The organism is Arthrobacter sp. 10N43, from assembly GCF_056394525.1.
On sequence record NZ_JBFTIA010000010.1, the window covers coordinates 65,750 to 86,399 of the forward strand.

Below are 20,650 nucleotides of genomic sequence, written 5' to 3' on the forward strand. Positions count from 1 at the left end.
TCTCCGACCTCCTCAAACCGGAAATAGACCCGATGCTGACACTGAACAATTGTGGACAACTTAGTGAATTACCCCAGGCTTAAAGTTTGGTCATGCCACCTTGCATTAACCTTGGATTAACTTGAATATTCAAGCAAAAAGGAGTGAAAACTGTTGATGCGCGGCGGCCTCCGTGCAACACTGGCCGAATGCGGACGCGCGTCATGTGGGGGCGCGTGCCGGCGGGCCGCCGGCGTCTCCACACCATCTGGTTCAGGCTGGTTCCCGCCATGGTCCTGGGACCCGCCCTGGCGCTGGCCGGCTGCGCCGCGGATGTGGCTCCCCGGGGCGACCGGCCGCTGTTCACGTCCGTCTCGGCGTCGCCGTCTGGTCCTTCCGCGAGCCCGGGCGCTGGTCCGGGCGCCGGCAGCCCGGAGGCGCAGCCGGGCGCGCCGGAAAGCGGTGCCGTAACGGAGCCCGCTCCGCCGTCGGGCGCCCTGTCCGCGCCCCCGCCGGGCCTGGGAACAGCAGCACTTCCGGTCCGGACCACGGATGTGACCATGTCAGGTGATCTGCCCGGCTGGAAGCAGGTCTTCGTCGAGGACTTCTCCGCCGGCGACGTCCCGGTGGGCAGCTTCCCCGGCCCGCTCTACAGTTCGCGGTGGAGCGCCGGCTATAAGGACGGGACACCGGACACGGCGGGGCAGACCAACGGGGGAAAGACCGGCTACTACCCGTCCAAGGTGCTCAGCGTCCGCAACGGCACGCTGGACTGGTACCTGCATTCGGAGAGCGGGATCATCATGGGGGCGGCGCCAACGCCCAAGATCCCCAATGCCAGTTCCAGCCCGCACCGTGCCAACAGTCTGCTGTATGGCCGGTACTCGGTCCGCTACCGGGCCGACGCCTTGCCCGGATTCAAGACGGCCTGGCTGCTGTGGCCAGACAGCGGCGTCTGGCCGCGGGACGGTGAGGTGGACTTCCCCGAAGGGGATCTGGCCAAGATCATCTACGGCGCCGTCCACTATGACCGGAACGGCGCGGATGCCTTCGAGAAATTCGATTCGGACCAGTCCGTCACGTCCTGGCATGTGGCCACAATGGAGTGGAGCCCCGGGCAGGTTGAGTTTTTCCTCGACGGCCGTTCCCTGGGCGTCAGCTCCAAGGTGCCGACAACGCCCATGCACCTGATCCTGCAGACCGAGTCATGTCTCACCGGATGCCCGGCCCCGACCACCCAGGGCCACGTCTCCCTCGACTGGATCAGCGTCTGGGTGCCGGCCTGATTCGCTGGGAACGCTGCCGGGCGGCACGCTCATCCGCTGTAGCCGTGACATCGAGTGTCCCGAAGGCCGGGTTCTGGTACTTTCCGGACGTGCTGGCGAAGTAGGCATCTCCGGATCATCCGATCTGACGTTGTGTCAGCGTCAGGGCCGCTCGGACCTAGCCCGGGACGGGCTTCCTCGTTAGCATGCAGGAAGGGGAACACCCCGATCGCTTGGCGGGACCCGCCCGCCCCCGCTCAAAGGAGACCGTTGTGACTCTGCCCGAAGGTTTGACCCCCGGAGTGTGGATGCTGGACATGTCCCACAGCGAAGTCGGTTTCAGCGTCCGCCATGCGGGCATCAGCAAGGTCCGCGGCCGGTTCAACGAGGCCACCGCCGAGGCGCACCTGCGCGAGTCGCTGGCAGATGCCAGCCTGCACGCAACGGTCAAGACCGCCAGCTTCGATTCGGGCGACGCCAACCGCGACGGCCACGTGCGCGGCCCCGACTTCTTCGATGTCGAAAAGTACCCCGACATGACTTTTCGGGCCACCGCGATCAGGGGCGGCGGGGATGACTACGTGTTGACCGGCGACCTCACGATCCGCGGCGTCACCAAGCCCGTCGAACTCGAAGTCGAGTTCACCGGCGTCGCGGTGGATCCCTTCGGCGCCACGCGGGCCGGATTCAGCGCTGAGGCAGACATCAGCCGGAAGGAATTTGGCCTGACCTGGAACGCCGCCCTCGAGGCAGGCGGCCTGCTGGTCAGCGACAAGGTAAAGATCAATGTTGAGGCAGCAATGGTCAAGCAGGCCGACGCCTAAGCCCTGGAAAGTCCAACGTGCACCCGGTGTCCCCTACGGGGGGGCGGCGTCGGAGGGCCGGAGGCGTAAATCAGGGATCTTTCCGGGTGAACCACTAAGCCGAATGTCAGTCCTACGGGCGAGAATGAAACCATGAAGACACTCCTGAACATCATCTGGCTGCTCTTTGGCGGCCTGTGGCTGGCCCTTGGGTACTTCCTGGCCGGCGTTGTCTGCTGCATGCTGGTCGTCACCATTCCGTGGGGGCTGGCCTCGTTCCGCATCGCGTCCTACGCCTTGTGGCCCTTCGGTCGAATGGTGATCGACAAGCCCGGCGGAAACGGCATATTTGCCCTGGTGGGAAACGTCATCTGGCTGCTTGTGGCAGGGATCTGGATCGCGATCGGGCACATCATCACGGCCTTCGCCATGGCCATCACGATCATCGGCATCCCGCTGGCGATCGCCAACCTCAAGCTCATCCCGGTCTCGCTCATGCCGCTCGGCAAACAGATCGTCCCCAGCAATACGCCGTACGTAACCGCCTACAGGCCCGGCCGACGCTAGCGCGGCGGCGCAGCCCCGGGGCCGAGGCCGCGTCCCCTGTCAGTCCAAGCAATCCGAGGGAGAGGACCATGAGCGAACCGGCGTCCGGGGACACGGACCTCATGCTGGTCATTGTGCGCGAGTTCAGGGCCCCGCTCCGGGGTGTCTGGTCCGCGTTGACGGACCCGGACGAGGCTCCGCAGTGGTGGGGTCCGCGCGGCTTCCATGTCCCGCGGGAGAGCGTCGATACGGACCTTGAGGTCGGTGGCCTGTACCGCGCCTGCATGATCCAGGACAGTACGGGGCAGCAATTTTGGTGGGGCGGGGTGCACACCGATATTGAGCCGCCGCACCTGTTGGTCTTCACCCATGCCTGGGACAGGCCGGACGGCACCCGCGGCTTCGAGACCGAGGTGACGATCCGGTTGGAGGACGTCGACGGCGGCACCCAGATGACCTTCACCCAGGGACCGTTCGACTCTGCGTCCAGCCGCGACCGCCACGGCGAAGGATGGCGTGAATCGTTCGACCGGCTGGCGAATCACCTCAGCGTTGCCGCCTGAGCATCACCGGCTGCCGGCGAGCGCGGTGGTCTCTTTTCACGCGAGTTCGCCCTGCAGGTTCCGGCGGGCCGCCTCCAGCCACAGCCCGCGGGCCCGGTCCGTATGGAAGAGCGGATCCAGCTGCAGCAGCCGGCGGACGACGGCGGCGCGGCCGGTGGCGAAGTCGGCGTCGCCGATGTGCGCGAAGTCTTCCCTGACGGCGGCCAGATAACGGCCGTAGGCCTCCGGGTCCCCGCCAAGGACGGAGAGGTCGGCGTCGCTGAGCAGGGCGCCGGCGTCGTCTCCGGGCTCCGGACAGTGGTCCGCGCTCAGCAGGACCAGGCGCACCACTTCGTCCACCTCGGCGGCCGGCAGGCCGGCATGCCGGAGCCGGTCTTCGGCCAGCCGCGCCGATTCCTCTTCGTCCTCTCCCGCGATGCCGCGGTAGACGGCATCGTGGAACCAGGCCGCCAGCAGTACTGCTCGGGGCGGATCGGACGGATCGCAGAGCAGGTCCAGGGCCTCCAGTACGGCCAGCAGGTGGGTGCGGCCGTGGTACTTCCGGTGCTCCTCGCCCCAGCGGTCCAGCAGGTCAAGGAAGAGGGCGTCGTGGCCCGGCAGCGCCTCATTCCAGCGGTTCAGCAGGGGAATCCTGAGGGCCTTGCCGCGCCGGCGGGCCGGGATCCGCAGGCCGCTGTCGATCAGCTTGCGGACCAGCACCCGGCCCTCCACAGGGATGGCGCCGGCCGCCACGAGGGCCGCATAGCGGTCCTCGGCGACGTCGTAGTGGTCGCCGTCGAACGCGCGGCCGGAGATGCCCGCGGCCGCGGCAAACGAGTGCAGCTCCTCAAGCGAGCTGTCCGAGACGAGGTGCGAGAAGTGCGTTCCGTGGGCAGGCCAGAGCGGCGGATCGACGTAGACGGCCATGGAGGAAGTCTAGCGCCGCCCGCTGACGCCGACGCGGGCCGGCGCGGTCCGGCGTCGGGCATCGTCGGGCATCGTCGGGCTGTCGCCGGCCGGGTGCGGGCCGGGCCGCCGGGCGCGGGGTCACACAGCGACGGAGGGGCGGATGTTCTGGTTGCCGTGGAAAACATTCCCGGGGTCAAACTCGCGTTTCACGTTTGCCAGCCGGGCGTAGTTGTCCTCGCCGAAGGCTGCCCGGACGCGGTCCTGGCCCTCGTTGCCGATGAAGTTCAGCCACACGCCTCCGGTCGCGTAGGGGGCTATGTCCTGGCGGAACCGCTTGACCCACGCCTTCGCCTCCTGCCCGCCCTGCGGAGTGTCGCCCAGGCCGAAGGGGTGGCTCACCCAGCTGGCGTTCCGGTTCAGCAGCGGGGTGGCGGCCGCGGCAGGCCCGCTCACGGCCCCGCCCCAGTGGGCTATCAGCTGCTGGGAACTTGGTCCCGGGAGATTCCGGGCCGAGTCGATGATGACGTCCAGGGCGCCGTCGGAAAGTTCGTCGTGATAGTCAGCGCTCCAATAGTTGTACTTGCCCGGCGGGTCGTCGAGGGAACACTGGAAGTCGGCGTAGTCCGTGTCCTCCACCAGGTCCACCGCAGGCCCAAGCTCCCGGTAGGCCTTGGCATGTTCCTTTCCCGCCGCGGGGTCGCCAGCGAAGACGTACACCACGCACACCACCATCTTGCCCACCAGGTTCGCGGGCACAAAAGGCTCCGCCGGCGCGATCGCGTAGATGAGGGTGGCGGACTCCTCGTTGGGCGCCGCAAGCGCCAGTTCCCGGTAGCCGTGGCTGATTTCCTCGGCCGCGTCCCCCGGCCACATCAGCAGGCCGGCGTGCACTTGTGGCCCGAGCTGGTGCAGGCCGAAGGTGAAGGACGTGGCGACGCCGAAGTTCCCGCCGCCTCCGTGCAGGGCCCAGAACAGCTCGGGATTCTCCCGGGCGCTGGCCGTCACCTGTTCACCGGCGGCCGTGACCAGGTCCACGGAGACGAGGTCATCGCAGGCGAAGCCGAAGGCGCGCTCGAGCCAGCCCGACCCGCCCCCGAGTGTGAAACCGGCGAGACCGGTCGTGGAGACACGCCCGCCGGTGATGGCGAGCCCGTACTCCTGGGTGGCCCGGTCAAACTCCCCGCAGGTGAGGCCTGCACCCACCGTGGCCGTGCGGGCCTCCGGGTCCACGCGGGCGGATTTCATCGGACGAACGTCGACTACAAGGCCGCCGTCGTTCAACGACATGCCAGCCACGGAATGGCCGCCCGCGCGGACGGCGACGTCGAAGCCGTGCGTCCGCGCATACGCCAAGGCCTCGGCCACCTCTGCCGCGTCGGCGCATGGGGCAATGACGGCCGGATGGCGGTCGATCATCGCGTTGAAGAGTCTTCGAGTTTCGTCGTATTCCGGGTGACCCGGCCTGACCCACTTCATGGCAGTGCTCCCTCGGTGACCGCGGCTCCGCCCCACTTTCCGAGCTTACGACCGCGCACCGGATGTGGCTATGGCGTTCTGTTTGGCAGGCGGCGCGGCAGCGATGCCCGGGGGTCCCGCGTCTCCCTGGCTACTTCCTGATCTCCGGTCGGGTGTGCCAGTTGGTGGCCTGGCTGGGTGCCACTGGGGCGTGTCCTGGTGGGGTGTCGGCGTGAGGCGCCGGCGGGTTTAATCGCGGGGGTTAGTCGCGGGCGGCGCGGACCGGGTGCTGGCTAACGATGGAAACCCGGTTGAAAGCGTTCATGGTGATGGCCAGCCAGCTGACGGCGGAAAATTCCTCGGCCGAAAGGTGCCGCCGGGCCTGTGCGCCGTCGTGGTCTCGGGCCCGGGCGTCAGAGATGCTGGTGATGGCCTCGGCCAGGGTCAGGGCTGCTCGTTCCTTTTCTGAGAACAGTGTTGTGTCCCGCCAGGCCGAGAGGACAGCCAGCCGCTGGGCCGACTCGCCATTCTTAACGGCATCGCCGACATGCATATCCAGGCAATAGGCGCAGCCGTTGATCTGCGAAATGCGGACGTTGAGCAGTTCGATCAGCGTCCCGTCCAGCCCGGCCTCGGCGGCGGCTTCCTTGGCTTTCAGGCCCAGCCCGTTGAGTGCACGCCACGCGGCCGGATGCTCCTTGTCCAGGAAGACACTCCGGTGGTCAGGATGCTGCGGTGCGGCCGTCTCAGTCATGGATTCCACAATACCGACGAGCTTTGGCCAGACTCGGAGCGTCGTGTGACAATTTTGTCAAATGTGTGACAAGGTGTGGGAGTGGGAGTTTTTGGTTCGATGGCCGGTTCCTTGGGGGACCCGGCCATCGAACCGCTCTTTCAGGGCCGGGCTTCGCCTCCCGCTGAGCCCCGCCATGCTTGGCCACTCCGAACTTCGCCAATCCCGCTGTGGCACATGCCCGGTTTTGGGAGCCGCCGCAGGACATGTCCAGTGGTCACGCCTGGCTGCAGGGGACATGTCCAGCCTTCAGGCCCGGGAATGGGCAGGAGGGGATTATGTCCATCGGTGTGGGTCAACGGAGGGCATGTCCGGTGGGCACACCTGGTCCCAGAGGGCATGTCGAGTCTTAGGGCCCGGGATTCGGCCCACAGGGATTATTTCCATCGGTACGGGCCGCCGGGGGACATGTCCCGTGGCGTCACACGGAAGCGCGAACCGCAGCGGCAGCGCGGGAAACCGGCGAATCACGGGACACAGCCCGGGCCAGTTCAGCCCCCGCCGCCTGCATGGCGTCCGGGTTGCCGGCCACGATGATGCCGGCAAAGCTGTCCGCATCGGCGCCGAGATCGGGGTCCACCGATCCCACCACCGCGTACACGGGTATGTCGGCGGCGCGGGCCAGGATGGCGGCGATGATCTTGCCCTGTCCGGTCTGGGAATCCAGCCGGCCCTCGCCGACCACCACGGCGCTGCTTGCGGCCAGTCGCGCGTCGAACCCCAACAAATCCAGCACATAGTTGGCCCCTGACACCAGGCTGGCACCATAGCGTGCCCACATGCCGCCGGAGAACCCGCCGGCCGCGCCGGTCCGGTCCATCAGGCGGGGATCGCGGCCGTACACGGCGGCGAAGCGTTCGGCCTGCAGCTCGAGCCGGCGGGTCAGGTCGGCAACCACGGCCGGACCGGCGCCCTTCTGCGGACCGAACACCCGGGCGGCGTCGGAAAAACGCGTTGTGACGTCGCTCAGGATCACGACCTCCGCCCCGCGGAGCCCGCCGCGCTCCTCGATCGCAGCGATGGCCCCGGCGCCGCCGTCGGTCGTTGCGGACCCGCCGGCCGCGACCAGCAGCCGGCGGGCTCCGAGCCGGACGGCCTCCGCCATGAGCACGCCGGTGCCATAGGTGCTGGCGGCGATCGGGTCCCGGTCCCCGGACGTGGGCAGGTTGAGACCGCTGGCAAAGGCCAGCTCGACGACGGCGGTGCCGTCGGCGGCCAGGGCGATGACGGCGTCGACGGCGTCACCCCACGGGCCCACCGTGCCGACACGGACGGGGCGGGCGTCCAGGCCCCTGACCAGGACCTCGAAGGTGCCCTCGCCGCCGTCGGCCACGGGCAGTTCGACGGCGGCGGCGCCGGCCGAACGGATCCCGCCGGCAATGTGCGCCGCGACCTGCGCCGCCGTGAAGGTGCCTTTGAAGCTGTCCGGGGCCACGAGGATGCTCATGCGCTCAGAAACCCACCTTGTCCCGGCCCTTGAGCTGCAGCATCTGCCGCGCCTCGTCCGGTGTGGCGACCTCGAAGTTGAGGGCTTCCAGGATGGTGCGGATCCGGGTGACCTGTTCGGCGTTGGACGCGGCGAGCTGCCCCGGCCCGATCCACAGCGAGTCCTCCAGGCCCACCCGGACGTGCGAGCCCATGGCCGCGCCGATCGTGGCGAGCGGCATCTGGTTCTTGCCGGCGCCCAGGATGGACCACTCGTAGTCCTCGCCCAGCAGACGGTCGGCGGTGCGGCGCATGTGCATGAGGTCCTCCGGGTGCGCGCCGATGCCGCCGAGCAGGCCGAACACGGACTGGACGAACAGCGGGCCCCTGGCAAGTCCGCGGGCATGGAAGTGGGCCAGGTTGTTCAGGTGCGAGATGTCGTAGCACTCGAACTCGAAGCGGGTGCCGTTCTGGTTGCCGATGCCCAGGATGGTCTCGATGTCCTGGAAGGTGTTCTTGAAGACCAGGTCGCGGCTCTTCTCGAGCCCCTCGCGTTCCCAGTCGTGGCCGAACTCGGTGAAGCGCTCCAGCATCGGGTACAGCCCGAAGTTCATCGAGCCCATGTTCAGCGAGGCGAGCTCGGGCTTGAACAGTGCTGCCGGCTGCATCCGCTCCTCGACGCTCATGTGCGGGGAGCCGCCCGTGGTGATGTTGATGACGGCGTCGGTGTTCCGCTTGAGTTTGTCCAGGATCGGTGCGAAGTGCTCCGGGTCCTGTGAGGGGCGGCCGTCCCTGGGATCGCGGGCGTGCATGTGCACAATCGCGGCTCCGGCCTCGGCGGCGCCGATCGCGGCGTCGGCGATCTCGTCCGGGGATACGGGCAGGTGCGGGGACATGGACGGGGTGTGGATGGCGCCGGTGACGGCGCTGGTGATGATGACTTTGCGTGCAGCAGCCATGGGTGTCGCTCCTCGGGGATCAGTAGAGTTTTTCGGTGTTGCCGTCGACGGCGAGAGCCTGGCCGTTGACGTTGCGGGCCAGGTCGCTGGCCACGAAGACGGCCATGTTGGCGATGTCCTCGGCCTCGATGAGCCGGCCGAGCGAGGACTGGTGGTGGTAGAGCGCGGACACCTCGTCCGCCGGCTGCCCGAGCATTTCGGCCTTGGCATTGATGACCGCGTCGATCCGGGGGCCGTTGACGGCGCCGGGGCAGATGGCGTTGACCCGGATCCGGTCCGGGCCGAGTTCGATCGCAAGGGTCTTGGTGAGCCCGACGACGGCCCACTTCGACGCCGAGTAGGCGCTGCGGCCGGCCATGCCCAGCCGCCCGGCGGCCGAGGACAGGTTCACGATCGAGGCGCCGTTGCCCTCGCGCAGCAGGGGCAGGGCGTGTTTGATGCAGAAAAACTGGCCGTGGATGTTGACGTCGAAGGTCGCCTTCCATGCCGCGGCGTCGATGGATTCCAGGGGGCCGGTGGGCCCGGCGATGCCGGCATTGTTGACCAGGACATCCAGGCCGCCCAGTTCTTCCCGGACCGTGGCCATGAGGGCGCGGACCTGCCATTCGTCGGAGACGTCGCTGACGGCGGCCGCGAGGCCGTTGACGCGGGCCTTCTCGACGGCGTCGGGGTCAATGTCGGTGACGAAGACGGCGGCGCCGAGTTCCCGGAACCTGTTGGCGATGGCCAGGCCGATGCCGTTGGCTCCGGCGGTGACCAGGACGCGTTTGGCGGTGAAATCCATGGGTATTCCTTGCAGTCAGAGGGTGTGCGGGCCCGTTCCGGACGCGCGGCGGGGCGCGTCCGGAACGGGCGGTGATCCGTGGGTCAGTGGGCGGCCGGGACAGCCGCGGGCTTCTCCGTGCCGCGCTTGAGCAGCAGGGACAGCAGCGCGCCGATGATGCACATGGCCACGATGAACCACAGCCCGGACAGCTTGGAGCCGGTGGCGTCCTGCATGAAGCCCATGACGTAGGGGCCCAGGAAACCGCCGCACAGGCCGATGGTGTTGACGAAGGCGATGCCGCCGGCGAGGGCGGCGCCGCTGAGCCGGGTGGCCGGGTAGGTGAAGAGGATCGGCTGCAGGGCGAAGAAATTGAAGGCGGCGAGGCAGAAGCCGATCATCCCGAGCAGTGGACCGCCGACGGCACCCAGCGCGAAGCCCGCGACGATGCCGGTCATGGTTCCGGTGACCAGCATCCGGGAGCGGCGGCCGTCGGTGGCGAAACGGGGGACCAACAGTGCGCCGGCCGCGGAGAAGATCCAGGGGATGGCCGTCAGCAGGCCGATCTGCAGCGGGCTGAGCTTTCCGTACGTGCCGATGATGGAGGGCAGGAAGTAGGACAGGGCGTAGACGGCGATCTGGTGGGTGAAGTAGACGCCGACGACGAGGAGGATCTGCTTGTCCTTCAGGACATCGCGGAGCCGGTGGTTGCCGGAGGCCTCGGCGCCGGCAGATTCCTCGGCGGCGATGCGGGCCTCGAGATCGGCCGCTTCCTCGGCAGTCAGGAATGTTGCCTGGCTGGGGCGGTCCGGGAGTTTCTTCCAGACGACGTAGGCGAGGACGCACGCCGGTAGGCCCTCGACGAGGAACATCCACTGCCAGCCGTGCAGGCCGCCGAGTCCGTCCATGGTCAGCAGCAGGCCGCCCAGCGGGGCGCCGACGATGTTGGCGATGGAGACGCCGAGCAGGAACATTCCGTTGGCCTTGGCGCGGTCCTTGACCACGAACCACTGGGTCAGGAAGTACATGACGCCCGGGAAGAGCCCGGCCTCGGCGACGCCGAGCAGCATCCGCATGATGTAGAAGGACCATTCGCCCTGGACGAAGGCCATGCCGGCGGAGATGATGCCCCAGGTAATCATGATCCGCATGATCCAGAAGCGGGCGCCGACCTTGTGCATGATCAGGTTGGACGGGATCTCGGACAGGGCGTAGGTCAGGAAGAAGAGCCCGGCGCCGATTCCGTAAGCGGTGGCCGAGATGCCGAGGTCGATCTCCAGCCGGTCCTTGGCCATGCCGATGTTGGTGCGGTCCAGGAAGGCCATGATGTAGGCGCCGATCAGCAGCGGCATGACGCGGCGTAGGATCACGCCGTTGATTTCCTGCGGTGTGCGCATCTTCTTTGGTGCGGATACAACTGACATGGGTCGGGGTCCTTGGGTCGGTGGGCTGGGTCGTTGGTCGGGGTCGGTGGCCGGGGCCGGTGGTCAGCACGGGCGTGCGGAAGTCAGGCGACCGGGAGCCGTGTGGCCGCGACGGGGCACACGGAGCCGTCGTCGTGACCGACTGGCGAGGAATGGTGGGCGTGGACGGGCGGATGCCGGGGGACTGGCCGCGGCCGGGCCGCGGCCGGCGTGTGGCCGCCGGCGTGGGCGTCTCCGGTACGGCGCCCGGACTCAGATGTCCGGCGGCGTGCAGCCGCACGTCCGCCCGACGTGCAGGCGGTGCCGGCACACTTTCGAGGTGTAGGAGGCGGACGGGGAATCGATGCGTTTGAGCAGCATGGCGAAGGCCTCGTTGGCCATTTCCTGCTGCGGTTGGACAATGCTGGTCAGGTTGATCAGCCCGGAGCGGCTGTGCGGCAGACCGTCACAGCCGGCGACGGCGACGTCCTCCGGGATGCGCAGGCCGCGCGACAGGGCGTATTCCATGACGCCGATGGCAAGTTCGTCGCTGCCGCACACTACGGCCTGGGGCGGAGTTCCGGCGGAAAACAGCCGTTCGGCCGCCAGCCGGCCGCCCTCGTTGTTGACCCTGGTGCTGATCTTCCGGTCGCCGCTGATGGTGATGCCGGCTGCGGCGGCGGTGCGGACAAACGCCTGTTCACGGGCCAGGGAGGCGGTCGAGAATCGGGGCCCCACGACGGTGGCGATCTCGGTGAACCCGTGGCTGAGCATGTGCTGCATCAGCGTGGAGGCGGCGGCGTCGTCGTCGATCCCGACAAAGTCCGAATCGAGGAAGTCCGCCCGCCGGGACAGGCATACGAAGGGGATCCGGGCCGCCCTCAGGGTGCGGAGCGCGGTGGCGTCGTCCCGGAGCGAGGCGGCCAGGATGATGCCGTCCACGTTGCGGTGCGCCAGTGTGGAGGTGACCTGGGCGAGGACCTCCGGATCGTCCTGGGTGGTGGCGACGAAAACTTCGTAGCCCGACTCCGCCGCGGCCGTGATGACGCCCTGCGCCCAGCGCGGAAACATCGGATTGATGATGTTCGGCAGGATCAGCCCGATGACCCGGGTCCGCTGCGGGTCTGTTGACTGCGAGGGCTTACGGGGCCTGAAGCCGAGCTCGTTCGCCACATGGATGATGTGGCGCCGGGTTTCCGGCGAGACGCCGCCCTTGCCGTTGAGGACATAGGAGACCGCGGCCGAGGAAACCCCGGCGGCCCGGGCCACCGCTGCGGCCGAAACCGGGCCAACACGGCCGTCCATCGTGGCGCTTGTGGCGTGTTCGTGCATGTCCGGCCCTCCTTCGTGTTGGTTCGAGTTGCTGTGACCCCAGTTACAGTAAGGAGCCTGCCGATCGTTAAGCAACGTTAAGTGATTCATGCGGCTGCGTGGGCGGCTGCTGCGGGACATGCCCATTTTTCTAATCCGGGCGAGTGGGACATGTCCAGTCTTGGGGCGGGGTCGTGCCGGGCGAGCGGGGACATGCTCATTTTTCGTGCCGTGAGCGGGACATGCTCATTCTTCGCGCCCGGATGGCGGGAGCATGTCCAGTCCTTGGCTCGAGGAGTGGACATGATGGGATTATGTCCACTCTTCGGGCTCAGGGGAGGGCATGTCCCGTGGGGTCAGTGGAATCAGTGGAATCAGTGGAATCAGTGGAATCAGTGGAATCAGTGGAACCCGTGGAACCTGTGGGGCCGGGGGCGGAAGCCGGGTTGCCCCTCGGTGCCCCCCGGCTCTCCCTGGTGCCCCCGGCGCCACTCCCCGGTGCGCCCGGCCCGCGGGCAGTCCGCCCCTAGACAGGGGTTTCGCTGTCGGCAAACATGGAGCCAGCGGGCATCACGGCAAAGTTGAGCGATGTAGACTCAACTTTGACATCAGGACCATTCCGGAAGGAGCCCTCTTTGGACGCCAAATTCACCACCAAGAGCCAGGAGGCTCTCGCTGCCGCCGCCATGAATGCCTCGACCGCGGGAAACCCGCAGCTCGAGCAGGCGCACCTGCTCAAGGCGCTTATGGACCAGCGGGAGGGCGTCGCCGTCGCACTGCTCCGGGCCACGGGCGCAGACCCGGATGCCGTCAGCGTCCAGGCGAGCACCGCAATCAAGGCCCTTCCCTCGACATCCGGAAGCAGTGTGCAGCAGGCGCAGCTGTCCCGCGCCGGGCTGCAGGCGATCAAGAATGCCCAGAACGAGGCCGAGCGGCTCGGGGACAGCTTTGTTTCGACCGAGCACCTGCTGCTGGGCCTCGCTGCCGGGAGCGACGGCGTCGGGACGCTCCTGCGCGAGGCCGGCGCCTCCCACGAGGCGCTCCTGGCCGCCCTGCCCGGCGTCCGCGGCGGCCGCAAGGTGGACAACGCGGACCCGGAAAATTCGTTCCAGGCGCTCGAGAAGTACGGCACGGACCTCACCGCGGTGGCCCGCTCGGGCAAGCTGGACCCGGTGATTGGCCGCGATGCCGAGATCCGGCGCATCATCCAGGTCCTGAGCCGCCGCACCAAGAACAACCCCGTCATTATCGGCGAGCCCGGCGTCGGCAAGACCGCCGTCGTCGAGGGCCTCGCCCAGCGGATCGTGCAGGGCGACGTGCCGGAAAGCCTGCGCGGCAAGACCCTGATCGCCCTGGACCTCGCTTCCATGGTGGCCGGCGCGAAGTATCGCGGCGAATTCGAGGAGCGACTCAAGGCTGTCCTGGAGGAAATCAAGGGCTCCGAGGGGCAGATCGTCACGTTCATCGATGAGCTCCACACGGTGGTGGGGGCCGGCGCGACCGGGGACAGCTCCATGGACGCCGGCAACATGCTCAAACCCATGCTGGCCCGCGGCGAGCTGCGGCTGATCGGTGCGACCACGCTGGACGAGTACCGCGAGAACATCGAAAAGGACCCCGCCCTGGAGCGCCGCTTCCAGCAGGTGTTCGTGGGCGAGCCGAGCGTCGAGGACACCATCGGCATTCTGCGCGGCCTCAAGGAACGCTACGAGGCCCACCACAAGGTGACGATCTCAGACTCCGCGCTGGTGGCCGCCGCGACCCTCTCCAACCGGTACATCTCGGGCCGGCAGCTGCCGGACAAGGCGATCGACCTCGTGGACGAGGCCGCGTCCCGGCTGCGCATGGAAATCGACTCCGCGCCCGAGGAGATCGACCAGCTGCGCCGCCAGGTTGACCGGCTGACCATGGAGGAACTGGCCCTCAAGAACGAGAAGGATCCCGCCTCGCTGGAACGCCTCGAGGCCCTTCGCGCGGACAAAGCCGACCAGAATGAGGAGCTCGCGGCGCTGAATGCCCGCTGGGCGGCCGAGAAGGCCGGTCTCAACCGCGTGGGCGACTTGAAGGCGAAGCTTGACGAGCTCCGCTCCGCGGCCGACAAGGCCCAGCGTGAGGGAGACCTGGAAACGGCGTCGCGGATCCTCTATGGCGAGATTCCGGCTTTGGAGCGCGAATTGAATGCGGCGGCCGCTGCGGAAGCAGCCAACACGGACAAGTCGACCCAAATGGTCGCGGAGCAGGTCACCGCCGACGACATCGCCGAGGTGATATCCGCCTGGACCGGCATCCCCGCGGGGCGCATGCTGCAGGGCGAGAGCCAGAAGCTGCTGAACATGGAGCACGTCCTGGGCGAGCGGCTGATCGGCCAGAAGAAGGCCGTCGCCGTGGTTTCCGACGCCGTGCGCCGCGCCCGCGCCGGGATCAGCGATCCCAACCGGCCCACGGGTTCGTTCCTGTTCCTGGGCCCCACCGGCGTCGGCAAGACTGAGCTCGCCAAGTCCCTTGCGGACTTCCTCTTCGACGACGAGCGCGCGATGGTCCGGATCGACATGTCCGAATATTCGGAGAAGCACTCCGTGGCCAGGCTCGTCGGGGCGCCTCCCGGGTACGTCGGCTACGAGGAGGGCGGCCAGCTCACCGAGGCCGTCAGGCGGCGCCCGTACTCGGTGCTGCTGCTGGACGAGGTGGAAAAGGCCCACCCGGAGGTCTTCGACATCCTCCTGCAGGTGCTCGACGACGGCCGGCTCACCGATGGTCAGGGCCGCACCGTGGACTTCCGCAACGTGATCCTGGTGCTCACTTCGAACATAGGCAGCCAGTTCCTGGTGGACCCCAACCTCGACGCCGCGGCCAAGAAGAACGCCGTCATGGCCATGGTGAACGCCTCCTTCAAGCCGGAATTCCTGAACAGGCTGGACGAGGTGGTCCTCTTCGATCCGCTGAGCGTGGAGGAACTGTCCGAAATCGTGGAACTCCAGGTCAAGGAGCTGGGCGAGCGGCTCAAGGGCCGCCGGCTGAACCTCGAAGTCACCGAGGGCGCCCGGGCCTGGCTGGCCGTGACCGGCTTCGACCCGGCGTACGGCGCCCGGCCGCTGCGCCGGCTGGTGCAGCGCGAGATCGGCGACCGGCTGGCAAAGGAAATCCTGGCCGGCGACATCACCGACGGCGACACCGTCCTGGTGGACACCGCGCCGGACCTGATGGAACTCACCATGGGCGAGCTGGAGGACATGGACCTGACCGACGGCGCCGCGGCCACCGGCAGCGGGCTCTCGGTCCGTCGCAAGGAGCAGGCGCCGCCGCAGCAGTAAGCCGCCCCGTCAGACTAAGCCGCCGCAACATACAAACGCGCCGCAACAGACAAACGCGCCGCAGCAGAAAAACGCCACTGGCAGCCGGATTCGTCCCGGCTGCCAGTGGCGTTAATGTCTGCGTAACGCTGCGTAAGGCTACGGCAGCAGGGACTCCTTGATGACGTTTCCGGCGTCCGTGACGGCGTAGCAATCGACCCGGCGGTCGCCCTTGTCCCAGCTGTTCGAGCTCGGGTAGGCCAGCTTGTAGCTCAGCCCGTAGCTGCCGGCTTTCTCCGTCAGCGGTGCGGCCTTGCAGGCATTGCGCGCCTTTTGCTTGAGCGCTTCCCGGCCGGGGTAGGAGTCAGCCGAACCGTACTTCTCCACCGCCACCAGCTGCGCCGAGTGGCCCGTGGCGCAGTCCACAATGGTGGACTGTTGCGCATCCGGATCGAAGTCCTTGAAGCAGTCACGCAGCTGGAAGTCCATGGGGCTGACGCCTTCCAGCGGCAAGGCTCCGCGGCTGGCCGGGGCCGACTCCGCCGAAGCCGCCGGGGTCGGACTGGCGCTATCCGGGGCGGGCTGGCCGCCGCCGGCAAATGAGGCCACAGCCCACCAGAGCAGAAGGCCGAGCGCGACAAGAATGGCCGCGGCCACACCCAGCCGCCGTGGCCCCTGCCGGCGGATCTGGCGGGCCACGCGCCGCGCGCGCCAGGAGAGCGCGGCAACAATGCGGTCGAAGGTGACGGGTTTCCCAGCCGGTGCCGCCGAGCGGTTCGTGGCCCGTGCCGGGTCCGCTGTGATGACGGGCAGGGCGGACGTCGGCGGCCTTGAAGGCGGCGGCGGGATGGTCCCGGCGTCGTTCCTTGGATTCTCTTCAGTCACTGAGAAATTCACCACTTCCGTGCGTCTTTTGCCGGGGCTGGAGGCCCGGCGTCGTGGCCCTTTTCCGGGCGCACATCACGAAACTCTATCGAAGAAGCGCGGTACGGCGCATGTGCCGGTGGCCGAGGCCGCCGCTGCCGAGGCGCCACAGTGTCCACATGGGGCGGGCCGGCGAGCAGTTGACGCCGAAAGCATGTAATCTAGGTGTACGACAAATTGACCAAACATTCCGGGGCCTCACCGATCGCCAAAGGTGACCACCTCCGGTCCAAGTACAAAAGGGGGTCACGCCATGGGGCGCGGCCGTCAAAAGGCAAAAGCTACCAAGCAGGCTCGGGACATCAAGTACTACTCCCCGAACACTGACTATTCGGCCCTTCAGCGCGAGCTCACGGGCCCGGGAAGTCGTGCCACGAGCCACTTCGCGGATGACCCGGTCGAACCGGATTATTCAGCGTATGTGGATAAGTACGCGGACGATGTGGAAGACGACGACGACGAGGTAGATTCCCGTCGCATAGGTTAGTCGACGCTTCCTCCCGGCAGGTTCTGCCGGGGGATCCTTCCGGCACTGTGGTGCCGGCCAAAGTTTTTCAGGCCGCCGGCCACTCCTGTTACAGGTGTGCCCGGCGGCCTTTCTTGTACCCGGCTTCTTGTACGCTGTTTCCTGTCCCCGGTATTCGCGGCGCTGTTGTCACCGGCGGGGCCCCGGGCTAGGTTGTTCGTGCCGGAATTTCCCGGACGCCGCCCAGATGCCCAGATGCCCGGAAGGACTGCCATGACCACGCGCACAGGATTCGCCGAGGGTGAGCTCTGCTGGACAGACCTCCAGACCAGGGATGTGGAGGCGGCGAAGGCCTTCTATGCGGCGGTTTTCGGCTGGCGGTACGAGGACCTGCCCACCCCGGACGGGCGCAGCTACGCGCAGGCCTTCCTTGGCGAGGCGCTGGTGACCGTCCTCGCGCCGCAGAACCCCCGTCAGGAAGCCGCGGGCGAGCCGGGCAAGTGGAACGTGTACTTCGCTGTCGAGGACGCCAAAAACCTGGCCGCCGAACTGGCTCACTCCACCGGGCGCCTTGAATTCGGCCCGGAGGCCATCGGCGACACCGGGGTCATGGTCTTCTTCGCCCCGCCCGGCGGCGGAACCACCGGCGCGTGGCAGGCGGGCAGCCACTTCGGGGCCGGCCGGAGACAGGAGGCGGGGACCCTGGCCTGGGCGGAGCTGCTCACGCCGGAGCCGCAGGCCGCCGTCGGCTTCTTCCAGCAGCTCTTCGGGCACGAGGTGACCGAATACCCCCAGGACGACGGCGGCACCTACACCACGCTCATGGTGGACGGCGCGGAAGTTGCCGGCATCGCCCGGGTCCCCGGCGATGCCCAGGACACCCTGGAGCCGGGCTGGCAGGTCTACTTCGGCGTCTCCGACGTCGTGGCCGCCGTACAGGCCGCGGTGGCCGCGGGCGGCGTCGTGCTGATCGAACCGGAAGGGGTCGAGGAAGCCGGCGCGATCGCCACGCTGAAGGACCCGCAGGGCGGCGTCTTCAACCTGCTGGAGGTCTAGGGCCGCTCAGTCCTTCTCGTGGCAGAGGTCCAGCAGGGGAATCAGGGCATCCGGATCACCGGCCCGCGCGGCGGCCAGGATCTTCCGGTGTGAATCGGCGACGCGGGCCAGCTTGGCATCGTCCAGCGGATATGAGCGGCTGATCAGGCGCTGGACGGGGTTGTCCCAGACGGACTCGAGCGTGGTCAGCAGGAACTTATTTGGGCAGGGGGCTGCCAGGCTGAGGTGGAACCCCCGTGTTGCCGTGAAGAGCGCCTCCGCGTCGGCACTCGCGGATCCCTCGGCAATCAGCAGCTCCAGCCGGGCCAGCTCGAGGGGCGTGTACGTGGCGCCGCACTGCCGGATGGCCATGATCTCCAGCGCCTTGCGGACTTCATAGACCTCGGCAACGTTCGACGGCGTCAGCGTTGTCGCGAAGTATCCGGCACCGGGTACCAGTGTGGCCAGGCCCTCGTGCACCAGCCGGTTCAGCGCGTCGCGGATCGGCGTGCGGGACACCCCGTATTCGTCCGCCAGCTGCTCCTGGACCAGTGGAGCGCCCGGCTCAACCACGCCGTTGACGATCTCATCACTGATCCGGTCGTAGACCTGCTCGCTCAACGGCCGCATCTTCTTGGCAGCTTGCACAGCCATTCGCATCATCCCCTTCTGGTCCCAAGAATTCATCAAGTCTACGTGCTTTACATCACAGTATTCACTGTATACAGTGAATCCAATCTTGCCCAGCCTAGCTGAAAGTCAGCCCATGCCCCTGCACATTCCCCGAATCCCCGGCGTCGATTTCCTTGCCACAGGCAGGCAGCTCGGCTATCTGGAGATTGAACATTCGGACAACGCCCACGACGCCGCCGTGATCCCGTCCCCCATCGCCGTCCTGAGCGGCGGGGCCGGGCCAACGGTGCTCCTCATCGCGGGCACTCACGGCGACGAGTACGAAGGCCAGATCCTGCTCCAGGAGCTGATCCGGTCCATCGATCCGGCGGAAGTCAGCGGGCGCCTGATTGTACTGCCCGCGTTGAACATCGCCGCCGTCCGGGAAGGGCGCCGCGTTGCCAGTGTGGACGGAGTGAACCTCAACAGATCCCTTCCGGGCGACGCCGCCGGGGGCCCGGCACAGCAGATAGCCTCCATCGTGGCCGAGGACCTCATCCCGCTGGCGGACTTCGTCATGGACATCCATTCCGGCGGAATCGCCTCGGAATACGTGCCCTCGGCCTTCGTCTACCACGGACCCACGCCGGAACTCTGGGCGCAAAAGACCGCGGCCGTGGCTGCCTTCAACGTGCCGTATTCGGTCGTGGTGCAGCCCATGCTCAAATCCGGTTCCATCAGCGGCGCCGCGGACCGGGCCGGCGTCCCCATGATCTCCACCGAACTCGGCGGCAGGGGGACGGTCTCCCTGCAGATCCTGAAGCGAGCACGGACGGGGCTGCGGGCGCTCCTGGGTCACTGGGGAATTCTCCAGGGCGCCCCGTCACCAGCCCAGTCCGCTGTCTCATCTGCGGTCCCATCCGCCGGCCAGTCCACTGGCAAATCCACAATCCAGTGGGTGGAGCTCACATCGCAGTCCCCGGTGAACTCCACCATGGCCGGGCTCTTCGAACCCACCGTTGAGCTGGGGCAAATCGTCGCGGCAGGGGCCCTCGTGGCCAGGGTTCATTCAGTAGAGGAACTCGACCGCCCGGCCAAGGAATTCTTCGCACCCATCGACGGGGTGGTTGCCATCGTTCGGCATCCGGCCCCCGTCAACGTCGGCACAACCCTGGTCAACATCGCCGTTGACCACGGAACCACCCATCCGAAAGGCAACTATGTCACGTCCTAATTTCACGGCCACCGGCACTGTGCTGCTCGCCGCCCTTATCGGGCTCAGCGGCTGCACCACCGCCTCCCTCGACGCCGGTAACGCCGACGCCCAGCCCCTGCCCGGGCAGGGCGGCGCCATCGCCGCCGCACCGCTCAACCAGGCGGCAGCAGATCTGCTGCCCGCGGAGGTCAGGTCCAAGGGAACGCTCCTGGTGGGGACGGACCCCACGTTCGCGCCGTACGAGTTCTACGCCGCGGACAACAAGACGGTGACGGGATGGGACGCCGACTTCGCCAAGGCACTCGGGGAGACCCTGGGATTGGAGGCCAAGATGGTCCCGGCCACCTTTGACACCATCCTCCCCGGCGTCGGATCGCATAAGTACGACGTCGGGATCTCCGGATTCAACGTCACCGCTGAACGGAAGAAGAACGCCGACTTCGCCACCTACATGAACAGCGGCTCGGGCCTGGCAGTCAAGCAGGGGAACCCGAAGAATCTCGCCCTTGACGCCATGAAGCTGTGCGGCATCAGGATCGGCGGCGAAAAGGGAACGTCCCAGGGCATCGAAACTCTGCCTGCCTTCTCGAAGCAGTGCACTGACGCGGGACAGGCCCCGATCGACATCCAGCTCTTCCCGTCCCAACACGAAGCCAACCTGGCCCTCATCTCCGGCCGCGTTGACGGCGTCCTGTCCGGGGACATCGGCATGGCCTACGCCAGCAAGCTGTCCGGCGGCTCGTTCGAACTCGCGCCCGGCGCCGGCTGGGAACCCACGCCGGTGGGCATCGCCCTGCCGAAAGGTTCACCGCTGACCAAGGCTGTCGTGGCCGCTGTCGAGGCACTCGTTGCCAGCGATACCTACAGGGCAATCAACGCCAAGTACGGGATCCCCGATTCCGTGAAGGTCAGCGCTGACCAGGTCGACGCCGGAGCCACCCCATGAGCGGGACC

Annotated in this window: 19 protein-coding genes; 9 read left to right on the plus strand and 10 right to left on the minus strand. The window is 67.5% G+C overall.

Translation table 11 applies throughout. The features are described 5' to 3' along the window. Positions 1-188: 188 nt before the first annotated feature. The 4 genes from AC1DDO_RS17670 to AC1DDO_RS17685 all read left to right on the plus strand — a co-directional run bounded on the left by AC1DDO_RS17670 (position 189) and on the right by AC1DDO_RS17685 (position 3,156). Positions 189-1,265, plus strand: a complete 1,077-nt coding sequence (locus AC1DDO_RS17670) for a glycoside hydrolase family 16 protein (RefSeq protein ID WP_476868895.1) — start codon at positions 189-191, stop codon at positions 1,263-1,265. A 251-nt stretch (positions 1,266-1,516) separates the two neighbouring features. Then, the gene (locus AC1DDO_RS17675; protein ID WP_476868896.1) at positions 1,517-2,068 is read left to right on the plus strand and encodes a YceI family protein; all 552 of its coding nucleotides are present in this window, start codon (positions 1,517-1,519) and stop codon (positions 2,066-2,068) included. A gap of 132 nt (positions 2,069-2,200) precedes the next feature. Then, positions 2,201-2,614 (plus strand): YccF domain-containing protein, encoded by a 414-nt coding sequence (locus AC1DDO_RS17680; protein WP_476868897.1) that lies wholly within the window; start codon positions 2,201-2,203, stop codon positions 2,612-2,614. Positions 2,615-2,682: 68 nt separating this feature from the next. Continuing rightward, entirely contained in the window at positions 2,683-3,156 is a 474-nt protein-coding gene (locus AC1DDO_RS17685; RefSeq protein ID WP_476868898.1) for an SRPBCC family protein, read from the plus strand. 36 nt (positions 3,157-3,192) lie between these two features. On the opposite strand, the gene AC1DDO_RS17690 is transcribed toward AC1DDO_RS17685, so the two are convergent. The 8 genes from AC1DDO_RS17690 to AC1DDO_RS17725 form a co-directional block, all read right to left on the minus strand. After that, on the minus strand, positions 3,193-4,062 hold the full coding sequence (locus tag AC1DDO_RS17690; RefSeq protein WP_476868899.1) for a DUF4031 domain-containing protein: 870 nt from the start codon (positions 4,060-4,062) through the stop codon (positions 3,193-3,195). A 120-nt stretch (positions 4,063-4,182) separates the two neighbouring features. Next, entirely contained in the window at positions 4,183-5,520 is a 1,338-nt protein-coding gene (locus tag AC1DDO_RS17695; RefSeq protein WP_476868900.1) for an FAD-binding oxidoreductase, read from the minus strand. Positions 5,521-5,761: 241 nt separating this feature from the next. Continuing rightward, a complete protein-coding gene (locus tag AC1DDO_RS17700; protein WP_476868901.1) occupies positions 5,762-6,253 on the minus strand; it encodes a carboxymuconolactone decarboxylase family protein in 492 nt (163 codons plus the stop codon). A gap of 460 nt (positions 6,254-6,713) precedes the next feature. Then, the gene (locus tag AC1DDO_RS17705) at positions 6,714-7,739 is read right to left on the minus strand and encodes a glycerate kinase (protein WP_476868902.1); all 1,026 of its coding nucleotides are present in this window, start codon (positions 7,737-7,739) and stop codon (positions 6,714-6,716) included. 4 nt (positions 7,740-7,743) lie between these two features. Continuing rightward, positions 7,744-8,676, minus strand: a complete 933-nt coding sequence (kce, locus tag AC1DDO_RS17710) for a 3,5-dioxohexanoate:acetyl-CoA acetone transferase (protein ID WP_476868903.1) — start codon at positions 8,674-8,676, stop codon at positions 7,744-7,746. Between the two features lie 19 nt (positions 8,677-8,695). After that, entirely contained in the window at positions 8,696-9,460 is a 765-nt protein-coding gene (locus AC1DDO_RS17715; protein ID WP_441409615.1) for an SDR family oxidoreductase, read from the minus strand. Between the two features lie 83 nt (positions 9,461-9,543). Then, positions 9,544-10,863 carry an MFS transporter gene (locus AC1DDO_RS17720; RefSeq protein WP_476972416.1) on the minus strand — a complete coding sequence of 440 codons (1,320 nt, stop codon included), beginning with the start codon at positions 10,861-10,863 and terminating at the stop codon, positions 9,544-9,546. A gap of 252 nt (positions 10,864-11,115) precedes the next feature. Next, complete coding sequence (locus AC1DDO_RS17725) at positions 11,116-12,174, minus strand: LacI family DNA-binding transcriptional regulator (RefSeq protein WP_476868905.1); 1,059 nt, start codon at positions 12,172-12,174, stop codon at positions 11,116-11,118. A 614-nt stretch (positions 12,175-12,788) separates the two neighbouring features. On the opposite strand from AC1DDO_RS17725, the gene clpB reads away from it, so the two are divergent. Then, positions 12,789-15,464, plus strand: a complete 2,676-nt coding sequence (gene clpB / locus AC1DDO_RS17730; RefSeq protein WP_476972417.1) for an ATP-dependent chaperone ClpB — start codon at positions 12,789-12,791, stop codon at positions 15,462-15,464. Positions 15,465-15,602: 138 nt separating this feature from the next. Here clpB and AC1DDO_RS17735 read toward each other — a convergent pair whose 3' ends face one another. After that, positions 15,603-16,328 (minus strand): septum formation family protein, encoded by a 726-nt coding sequence (locus AC1DDO_RS17735; RefSeq protein ID WP_476972418.1) that lies wholly within the window; start codon positions 16,326-16,328, stop codon positions 15,603-15,605. Positions 16,329-16,620: 292 nt separating this feature from the next. On the opposite strand from AC1DDO_RS17735, the gene AC1DDO_RS17740 reads away from it, so the two are divergent. Both AC1DDO_RS17740 and AC1DDO_RS17745 read left to right on the plus strand, forming a co-directional pair. Further along, positions 16,621-16,854, plus strand: a complete 234-nt coding sequence (locus AC1DDO_RS17740; RefSeq protein WP_018774150.1) for a DUF3073 domain-containing protein — start codon at positions 16,621-16,623, stop codon at positions 16,852-16,854. 252 nt (positions 16,855-17,106) lie between these two features. Next, on the plus strand, positions 17,107-17,889 hold the full coding sequence (locus AC1DDO_RS17745) for a VOC family protein (protein WP_476972419.1): 783 nt from the start codon (positions 17,107-17,109) through the stop codon (positions 17,887-17,889). A 6-nt stretch (positions 17,890-17,895) separates the two neighbouring features. Here AC1DDO_RS17745 and AC1DDO_RS17750 read toward each other — a convergent pair whose 3' ends face one another. Continuing rightward, positions 17,896-18,522 carry a GntR family transcriptional regulator gene (locus AC1DDO_RS17750; protein WP_476869701.1) on the minus strand — a complete coding sequence of 209 codons (627 nt, stop codon included), beginning with the start codon at positions 18,520-18,522 and terminating at the stop codon, positions 17,896-17,898. Between the two features lie 112 nt (positions 18,523-18,634). Here AC1DDO_RS17750 and AC1DDO_RS17755 point away from each other — a divergent pair, with 112 nt between their 5' ends. Continuing rightward, complete coding sequence (locus AC1DDO_RS17755) at positions 18,635-19,714, plus strand: succinylglutamate desuccinylase/aspartoacylase family protein (protein WP_476972420.1); 1,080 nt, start codon at positions 18,635-18,637, stop codon at positions 19,712-19,714. Continuing rightward, positions 19,701-20,642 (plus strand): ABC transporter substrate-binding protein, encoded by a 942-nt coding sequence (locus AC1DDO_RS17760; RefSeq protein ID WP_476972421.1) that lies wholly within the window; start codon positions 19,701-19,703, stop codon positions 20,640-20,642. Before AC1DDO_RS17755 ends, AC1DDO_RS17760 begins: the two co-directional genes overlap by 14 nt. Positions 20,643-20,650: the final 8 nt, after the last annotated feature.